The organism is Candidatus Dadabacteria bacterium (genome assembly GCA_009837205.1).
GTDB lineage: Bacteria > Desulfobacterota_D > UBA1144 > Nemesobacterales > Nemesobacteraceae > Nemesobacter.
In genome coordinates, this window is the sequence record VXTZ01000015.1 from 23030 (window position 1) to 31606 (window position 8577).

The window sequence follows — 8577 nt, forward strand, 5'->3', positions numbered from 1 at the left end:
TTTGTCGCAGAAACCGCTTGTAAGAAACTTCGTAATAAGGAACCGTTTGGGTCTTCACGCTAGGGCGGCCGCGGTTCTGGTCGCCCTGACCAGCAGATTCAGTTCCAGTATAATGATAAGGAAAGACGGTTTCGAGATAGACGGAAAAAGCATACTGGGCGTTTTGTCCCTTGCGGCCATTTGTGGCACTGAAGTTGCCGTTACGATAGAGGGGGAAGACTCGGAGCTTGCAATGGAGGAAGTCTCCCATCTGATTGAAAGCGGCTTCGGAGAAGGAATCGATCCGGAAAACTGAGTTTGGGATATTCTGCAAACGGGATAAACTGAATCGGCTTTTAAGGGAAAACACTGTTACGGCCATGAAGATTATAAGGATAAATTCGAAAAATCTGGAAAGAAGGTCGAGAGAAATAGAGAAGTCGGCCTCACATTTCGATCCGGAGCTTGTTTCGCAGACAGAAAAGATTGTAGAGGACGTCAGAGAGCAGGGAGACTCGGCGCTTTTTCGCTACGCGAAGAAATTTGATGGACCTTACGTAACTGCGAAAAACGTAAAGGTCACCGATCGCGAATTTGAAGAGGCTAAAGCAGCCGTCGCACCGGATATTGCGAGGGACCTTAAGAAGGCTGCTTCACGGATTCGCTCCTACCAGAAAAAGAAGCTTCCAAAAGCTGGAGCCTACAAGGATGCGCTCGGAAACGAACTTGGTTGGCTGATAAGACCAATTGAGAAGGTGGGAGTGTATGTTCCGGGAGGCAAGGCTTCGTACCCTTCAACCGTGCTCATGACCGCTATACCGGCGCGGGTTGCCGGGGCAATCGAGATAAGCGTTGTCACTCCATGTTCCGGGAAACGGGTGAATCCCGAGATTCTTCTGGCGTGCGAAATTGCCGGGGTGAGCAACGTCTACAAAATAGGCGGGGCCCACGCCATAGCGGCAATGGCCTTTGGAACCAGGAGCATACCGAAAGTGGACAAGGTAGTAGGTCCGGGGAACATCTATGTTACGATAGCCAAGAAACTGGTTTATGGTTTCTGCGACATTGACATGCTGGCAGGGCCGACCGAGGTTCTGATTATAGCCGACGGTTCGTGTCCGCCGGGATGGGTTGCCGCAGACCTGCTTGCTCAGGCCGAGCATGACGAAATGTCAATCCCGATTCTCGCGACCACCAGCTATGATTACGCCAAAGAAGTGAAAAAGGAAGTGCTCTCGCAGCTAAGGGGGCTTGACAGAGAAGAAATCGCGGGCGCCGCGGTCTCAAACAACGGAAGAATCTACGTAACCGAGAACATGGAGCAGGCAGTGGCACTTTCAAACGCGGTTGCTCCTGAGCACCTTGAGCTCTGCGTGCGTTCCCCCAAATCTCTTCTAAAAGGCATAAAACACGCGGGAGCAATATTTCTGGGATCTCTCTCGACCGAGCCTTTCGGCGATTACGTCTCGGGTCCGAGTCACGTTCTTCCAACGGGAGGAGCGGCTAGGTTTTCTTCTCCTCTTAGCGTTTATGATTTCCTGAGGATGCCGAGCACCATATCAATGTCGAAAAAAGGCTTTTCGTCTCTCGGCGCGACCGTTATGAATCTTGCCCACGCCGAGGGGCTTTCGGGTCACGCGTTTTCGGTAAAGAGACGGATTGAGGATTCCTGAGTGATGTTCACGCTACTGTTTAGAACGGGAGACTCCGGTGTCTGACATAGATTCAATTAAAAGCAGGATCTCTAAGAGCGTAAGGTCAATCTCCGCTTACTCGGTGCCGAGGATTGATTGCTCGGTGAAGCTTGATGGAAACGAAAGTCCTTACGATCTTGAGGGAGAAGAGAAGCTTGCGCTTTCCGAACGGCTGGCAAAGCTTCCAGTAAATCGTTATCCGGACCCCGAGGCTCTGGAGGTAAGAACTTCTCTCTCCCGCGCCGTAGGCTTCCCCATGGATGGCATATTGCTTGGCAACGGCTCAGACGAGATCATACAGATGATCGTCGAGGTGCTTGGGGGGAAAAGCGGCCACGTGCTCGTGCCGTCCCCGACTTTCTCAATGTACAGGATCACATCGCTTATTCTTGGAAGACAGGTGACGGAGGTTGAGCTCGATGAGAATTTTGACATAGATCTCGAACAGATCTTGGAGGCGATTCGCGCGCAGGACCCTGACATCGTTTTTCTCGCGACTCCGAACAATCCCACCGGGAACTCTTTTTCGGAAGAAAAAGTACTCGAGATCTTGGAGGCAAGCGGGGGTGCGGTGGTTGTTGACGAGGCCTACTGCGATTTTTCGAAAAAAAGCTATATTCCCCATATAGATAAATATGAAAACCTGCTGGTACTGAGGACAATGTCCAAGATAGGGTTTGCGGGGGCAAGACTTGGAATATTCTTTGCACGACCGCAGATTGCCGACGAAGTGAACAAGGCGCGTCTTCCCTATAACATAAATTCTTTTAGTCAGGATGTAATGTCTTTTGCTCTTGAAAACCCCGAGGTTGTTGAACGGAAGATAAGCCTTATATTGAGCGAGAGAGAAAGAGTTCGCGCGTCGCTTGAGCGAATTGAAGGGATTCATGTTTATCCAACGGACGCGAATTTCTTCCTGGTACGGGTTTCGGACGCGGATTTTCTTTTCGAAGAACTGGTCAAAAACGATATTCTGATCCGTCGCTTCAAGGGAGAGGGACGCCTTGCAAACTGCCTCAGGATCACGGTTGGAACTAGAGAGGAAAACAATCAGCTCATCCAAGCCCTAGTCAGCATATTTTCTTCCTAAGTAGCTTTTCACTACGAAAAGAATTGTCGCCGCAAGGGCTATCCACGCGAAGATGTCTCCTACCCTCGAGTAGAGAGTTTCAAGCGAATCGATTAAAACCACCTCTCCCTTTAGATTTTCCGTAGTGAATATCCCCGTGCGGGCCTCGATCTTTCCGGTAGGGGATACGATCGCGCTTACGCCGCTGTTTGTTGATCTTACTAGGTAACGGCGCGTTTCAACTGCCCTTGGAATTGAGAGGAGCAGATGCTGGTAGGGAGCGATACTCCTTCCGAACCACGCGTCGTTTGTGAGGTTAACGAGCAGGTTGGCTCCCCTTTTCACGTAGTCACTCGAAATCTTCGCCACTATGTCCTCATAACATATAAGGGGTCCTATTCTCATGTTCTTTTCCGGAACCTCAAGCACTCTGAGGCCTTCTCCCGGGGTGAGATCTCCCATCATGGGGAAGACCCTTTTGAGGAACTTAAGCTCCTCGTTTATCAAGGGGAAATATTCGCCCAGAAGAAAAAGCCGGGTCTTGCTGTAGTGGCTGAGGATATTGCTTTGCGGGTCGACTAGGAAGGCCGTGTTGTATTTTTTGTGGTCCTCTTCATCCCAGCCGTCCTCAAGCAGGATGGGGTCCTGGGTAAAGGAAAGTCCTCCGATGAGAAAGTGCGCTGGGTGCCCTGCCGGCACTATGTCTGTTTGGTCTTCAATTCTGTATGACGGTTTGTCTTTGGGAAACCAGTACTGAACCGACGTCTCCGGCCAGATCACGAGGTCTGCCTCCAGGAGTCTTTGCGACATCTCCCTGTGTTTTTCCGTTATGACCGGTTCATTGTCGAGGTTTTTTTCCGCGTAATCAAAATTGGCCTGAACCATCCCGATTTTCACCCGGGGCTCTGTCTTAAGGAAAGCCTCAATTTCGTTTATCCTGAAAGATCCGTAGCCGAGCACGATTGCGATTATGGCAATCGAGATCGCAGGTGCGGTAAGCACAGGTTTTTTTCTCCGTCGCAAGTCGTCAACGAGATAGAAAACCGATACGTTTGCAAAAAACATCAGAAACCCCAGGAAGTTCACCCCGAGCGTGTCAACTACTTGTATTACCTTCGGGTAGTAGCCTTGGGAGACTCCTATTCCGTAGGGAAAGAGAACCGGGAAGAAAAACTCTGCGACCACCCAGGCAAAAGAAATCATGAGCGCGTTTGCGACACTTTTTCTCCGGCAGAGTCCGAATCTCGATATATACCAAGTGAAAATTCCGAACTGAAGCGATGAGTACACACAGAACAGAAACACGGCTGCCATGCTTGGGAGCAAGGGGATTTCACCGAACCTGTTGAGAGTCCCGACGAGCCAGTAAAGCGAGACGAGATTCATGGATGTCCCGGATATCATGCCCAGTCGAAGTGACTGCGAAGCGCTTTTCCCCTGAAGCGCCAGAAGCATTGGGGCAAAGCATACCCAGCCCAGTACGCCGAGAGTGCTTGAAAAAAGGGATGCGGAAAAAAGCACCCCGGATCCTGCGGCCAAGATTTCGTTTCCGGTCGGTCTGGTTATCCGGATCGTTTTCATGCGTAGGAGCGAAACTGCGGGTTCAAAACGCTTCCTTGTGTCTGCGTAGGGATATGTATTTGAGCGCTCCGATAAGGATCAGTGCAAGTGCCATTACCTGCGCTACTGAAAGGCCGGATATCGGGCTTTCAGTGGTGTTTCTTATGAACTCGACAAAGAACCTTTCAAGACCCGCGAGTCCCAGATATATGCTGGCGAGCCAGCCGACAGGCTTGTCCTTCTTCCTTATCTTCCACAGCACTAAGAACACAAGAGACATTATGATCGTTTCATAAATCTGAGTCGGATGAACCGCCTCAAGTGTCGGGGGGGAACCCTTTGGAAACGGCATCGCCCAAGGGAGTGTGGAGGCGACCCCGTAATCGTCTCCAACTAGAAGACAGCCGACCCTTCCAGTCGCGTAAGCTATTGCGAGAGCCGGGGCGGTGGCGTCAAGAACTTTCCAGAAACTTTCTTTATGCTTTTTTGTTAGTACGAAAAAGGCGAAGAGAGCCAGAAAAAATCCTCCGTAGAAGGTAAGTCCTCCCCTTAGAAGAAGATAGTGCATGGGGTAGGAGATAAGGTCGCTTAGGGGAACGTTCTCGACCAGGAAGAGAAGCTTGGCCCCGAGTATGCCTCCCACAAGGCAGGCAAGAAAACCCTGTTCGTGAAGTCGCCTGGACATCCCTTTTCTTTCAAATTCCATCCCGGAAACCCAGAAAGCGACAAGAAAAGAGACAGCGACCATCGCCCCGAAGGATGTAATATGAAAATCACCTATTCTGAGAAGTTCAGGGAACATTTATTTCTTTTCTTCTCCGGATTCAAGTTCTTTTTCCGCTTCGGAGTTTGACCTTACGAGAAGAAATATGGACAGAAAAAGTGCTATGCAGAGGATTATCTGAATCAGCAGGTTGGTTTTCATTTCCATGTTAAGGGACTTCCTCTTGGACACCCTCCTTAAAGTGCGTACTTGCTTAGTAAATACGAACGGGATGCTGCCGTGATTGCATTTTGGCTGGGCGATGGGAATTTTAACCAACAGTTAAGGAAAATAAAAGTGTCGTTGCGTGCTTGAATAACCCCCGCAAGCCGGTAAATTAGTCGGCTATTATGCTTCAGTCACCGGTACTGGTTTTGAACAGGTTTTTCGTCCCTGTCTCGGTAACGAGCTTGAAAAGGGCCTTTATCCTTCTTTACGGTGGTGCCGCAAAGGCTGTAAACAGAGAGTATGAGACCTTTGACTTCGATTCGTGGAAGGATATCCGTTCGGTTGACGCCGAAGACTGCGTAAGGACCGTTACTAGCGTTATAAAAGCTCCACGGGTGATAATTCTCGTTAGATATGAGGGGTATCACAGAAAGCAGCCTAAGTTCAACAGGATAAACATTTTCAGGAGGGACGCGGACACATGCCAGTACTGCGCGAAGGCTTTTCGGAAAAGGGATCTTACCCTTGACCATGTGATTCCGCGGTCAATGGGTGGAAGAAGTACCTGGGACAACATAGTGTGCTGTTGTGTTAAGTGCAACAGGAAGAAGGGAGGAAGGACTCCCGAGCAGGCGAACATGAGACTGCTCACCAAACCTGTGAAGCCCGCTGCCAGTATTTTTTCCAACCTCCATTTTAAAACCGTGAAATATGAAGAGTGGGAACCTTTTCTGAACTTTGTGGATGTGTCTTACTGGAACGTCGAACTGACTGACTGAAGTTTTGTCTCAGGAAATGTCTTTGCCGCGAGATTATTGTCCGTTCGCGGCCTCGGGATCTGGAAAGAAAAAAAGATGAGATCAGCGCTTGCGGTTTTCTTTACGCTCTTGTTTATTCCCTGCTTGGCGACCGCGCAGATACAACTTCCCCCGGTTGCTTCTCCGATAAAAAAAATACCGATCGCCGTCGCGGTGCTTAAGGCCAAGGGGGATTTAAGCGTATACGGAAAGAATTTCACTGATGTCCTGAAGAACGATCTTACCAACGCAGCCCTTTTTGATGTCCGCCAGGTGAACATACTGTTTTCATCCTCTTTTGAGGATATAGATTTCGAATATTTAGATGCTCAGAAAACTAGGTATCTGGTGAGCGGAAATTTTGATGTTTCGCCTCGGGAGGTCTCTTACGATCTCATAGTCTATGATGTGCCTAGCAGGCAGGAGCGCATGAGAAGGAGATACGTGGCGTCTCCGCGCCACATAAGGAATGTTGTGCACAAGTTTGCGGGTGAGCTTATGAGGGAGCTTACCGGCCTCGACGGCTTTTTTGACTCCGAGATAGTGTTTGTCAGAAGGGACGGTCATGGAAGTGATCTCTTTATCATGGATTACGACGGGCACAACGCAAAAAGGCTTACCAATCACGGATCTTCGGTTCTCTCTCCTGACTGTTCTCCTGACGGAAGCCAAGTGGTCTTCACTTCCGACAGAAGCTGGGACCATGACGTCTACTTGCTGAATTTCAAGGCCACCCGCCTCCCCGCTGAGGGCAAGAGAATAACCCGGGGCATTCACCTCGACAATTCTCCGAGCTGGTCTCCAGACGGCAGCCGTGTGGCGTTTAGCCGTAACGGGGACATATACATAGCCTCGTCCTCAGGGGAAATACTTAAGCGACTTACCAAGTCTCCTGCCATAGATATCTCCCCGACTTGGTCTCCCGACAGCAGAAAAATTGCCTTTGTGTCGGATCGGGCGGGGGCGCCAAACATATACGTGATAAGTTCCGAGGGGGGTCGAGCGGTAAGAATTACCTCGGAGGGTTACAATACCGACCCGGTCTGGTCTCCAAGCCCCTTAGTTAACCGCATAGCGTTTGTGAAAGTGAAAAAATCTGAGGCCGACATCTACTCCGTAGGACCTGACGGCCGGGGCCAGCAGAGGCTTACCTCTTCGGGAAGAAACGAGCATCCCTCGTGGTCTCCCGATGGTCACTACATCACTTTTTCTTCAAAGAGGCTGGGGAAAAGGCAGATATATATCATGTACTTAAACGGTGAGAACAAGCTTCCGCTTTCCCGGGGCAAAAATGATTCGTTCTCCACTTGGTGCGTGAAGTAGCGAATGGGGAGGCTTTGCTCTTGAGACTTTTTATCGCGGCCTTTCTTCCCGAGGAAACAAAAGATGTGCTTTTTCGCTACGTCCAGTCGCTTAGGAGCTTTCTTCGAGGAGTAAGGTGGGAACCGAGGGAGAAACTTCACGTCACGCTCAGGTTTCTTGGAGATGTTGATGAATCGTGCCTTGAGGATCTATCAGCCGATGTAGGTTCCGCAGTTTGCGGTTCGGGGAGTGTTGAGCCTGGATTTGACGATTTTTGCCTGTTTCCAGGCTCGAGAAATCCTAGAGTGTTGGCCTTGGGTCTTGTGAAAAACGAGCAGTTCCAGTCTCTTTTTGACAAAGTGCAGAGTGCGGTCCTGCAGAACGGGTTTGAGATGGAAAAGAGAAAATTCATCCCGCACGTGACTCTGGGCAGGATCAGAGGGGATTTCGAGGGAATCAGGGGGATTCCTCAACCGAACAAAACGGAGTTCTCCATTACAAGAGTCGGGCTTGTTCAAAGTGAGCTTGGACCCCGGGGGTCCCGCTACACCAGCATCAGGACATGGAATCTTCAGAGCGGCATTTGACAAAAGAATTTTCTAACAGGCAAAATAGTGCTTCCATAAAGTGCGGAGGATCTTATGCACGCTGTTATAAAGACCGGTGGAAAACAGTATATAGTCAAGCCGGGTGACGTTATTGATATAGAAAAAATCTCCGGCGAACCCGGCGAAGAAGTGAACTTTGAAGAAGTTCTGCTTGTGTCCGCTGACGGAGAGGATGTTAAGGTGGGTAGCCCTGTTGTTGAAAGTGCCAGGGTTGAGGGTAGAATAGTAAAGCAGAAAAAGGGCGAGAAGATAGTAGTCTTCAAGTTCAAAAGAAGGAAAGGGTACAGGAAAAAGGCGGGCCATCGCCAGAACCTGACCAGCGTCGAGATTACGAGCATAAGCGCCTGATTCGCGGAGGCAAGTAAGCATGTCAACCAAAAAAGGTGGCGGAAGTTCCAAAAACGGAAGGGATTCAATAGGCAGAAGGCTTGGCGTAAAAAAATTCGGAGGCCAGCCGGTTGTCAAGGGGAACATAATAGTAAGGCAGCGTGGTACCAGCATTAAGCCTGGTCTGAACGTGGGGCTTGGAAAGGATTACACGATATTCGCAATGTCTGACGGGGTTGTGAAATTTCAGAAATCCGGGAAGGGCAGAACAAAGGTTTCCGTAGTTCCTGCCTGAGCGGTTCCCCATAAA

At 49.9% G+C, this 8577-nt stretch carries 10 protein-coding genes; 8 read left to right on the forward strand and 2 right to left on the reverse strand.

The window, feature by feature from the left end; translation table 11 throughout:
* Window position 1: 1 nt before the first annotated feature.
* The 3 genes from F4Z13_03150 to hisC all read left to right on the forward strand — a co-directional run bounded on the left by F4Z13_03150 (window position 2) and on the right by hisC (window position 2763).
* Window positions 2–295 (forward strand): HPr family phosphocarrier protein, encoded by a 294-nt coding sequence (locus F4Z13_03150; protein ID MXZ48239.1) that lies wholly within the window; start codon window positions 2–4, stop codon window positions 293–295.
* Window positions 296–359: 64 nt separating this feature from the next.
* On the forward strand, window positions 360–1652 hold the full coding sequence (gene hisD / locus F4Z13_03155; GenBank protein MXZ48240.1) for a histidinol dehydrogenase: 1293 nt from the start codon (window positions 360–362) through the stop codon (window positions 1650–1652).
* 37 nt (window positions 1653–1689) lie between these two features.
* Window positions 1690–2763 (forward strand): histidinol-phosphate transaminase, encoded by a 1074-nt coding sequence (gene hisC / locus F4Z13_03160; GenBank protein MXZ48241.1) that lies wholly within the window; start codon window positions 1690–1692, stop codon window positions 2761–2763.
* On the opposite strand, the gene lnt is transcribed toward hisC, so the two are convergent.
* Window positions 2740–4323, reverse strand: a complete 1584-nt coding sequence (lnt, locus tag F4Z13_03165; protein ID MXZ48242.1) for an apolipoprotein N-acyltransferase — start codon at window positions 4321–4323, stop codon at window positions 2740–2742. The genes hisC and lnt overlap by 24 nt on opposite strands.
* 22 nt (window positions 4324–4345) lie before the next feature.
* The gene (locus F4Z13_03170) at window positions 4346–5104 is read right to left on the reverse strand and encodes a prolipoprotein diacylglyceryl transferase (GenBank protein ID MXZ48243.1); all 759 of its coding nucleotides are present in this window, start codon (window positions 5102–5104) and stop codon (window positions 4346–4348) included.
* A 311-nt stretch (window positions 5105–5415) separates the two neighbouring features.
* Here F4Z13_03170 and F4Z13_03175 point away from each other — a divergent pair, with 311 nt between their 5' ends.
* From F4Z13_03175 to F4Z13_03195, 5 genes are all read left to right on the forward strand, one after another.
* On the forward strand, window positions 5416–6012 hold the full coding sequence (locus F4Z13_03175; GenBank protein ID MXZ48244.1) for an HNH endonuclease: 597 nt from the start codon (window positions 5416–5418) through the stop codon (window positions 6010–6012).
* A 75-nt stretch (window positions 6013–6087) separates the two neighbouring features.
* On the forward strand, window positions 6088–7353 hold the full coding sequence (locus F4Z13_03180; GenBank protein MXZ48245.1) for a hypothetical protein: 1266 nt from the start codon (window positions 6088–6090) through the stop codon (window positions 7351–7353).
* A complete protein-coding gene (gene thpR, locus F4Z13_03185) occupies window positions 7338–7919 on the forward strand; it encodes an RNA 2',3'-cyclic phosphodiesterase (GenBank protein MXZ48246.1) in 582 nt (193 codons plus the stop codon). Before F4Z13_03180 ends, thpR begins: the two co-directional genes overlap by 16 nt.
* Window positions 7920–7973: 54 nt before the next feature.
* Window positions 7974–8288, forward strand: coding sequence for a 50S ribosomal protein L21 (rplU, locus tag F4Z13_03190; protein ID MXZ48247.1), 315 nt, complete (start codon window positions 7974–7976; stop codon window positions 8286–8288).
* 19 nt (window positions 8289–8307) lie between these two features.
* On the forward strand, window positions 8308–8562 hold the full coding sequence (locus tag F4Z13_03195) for a 50S ribosomal protein L27 (protein ID MXZ48248.1): 255 nt from the start codon (window positions 8308–8310) through the stop codon (window positions 8560–8562).
* Window positions 8563–8577 lie beyond the last annotated feature (15 nt).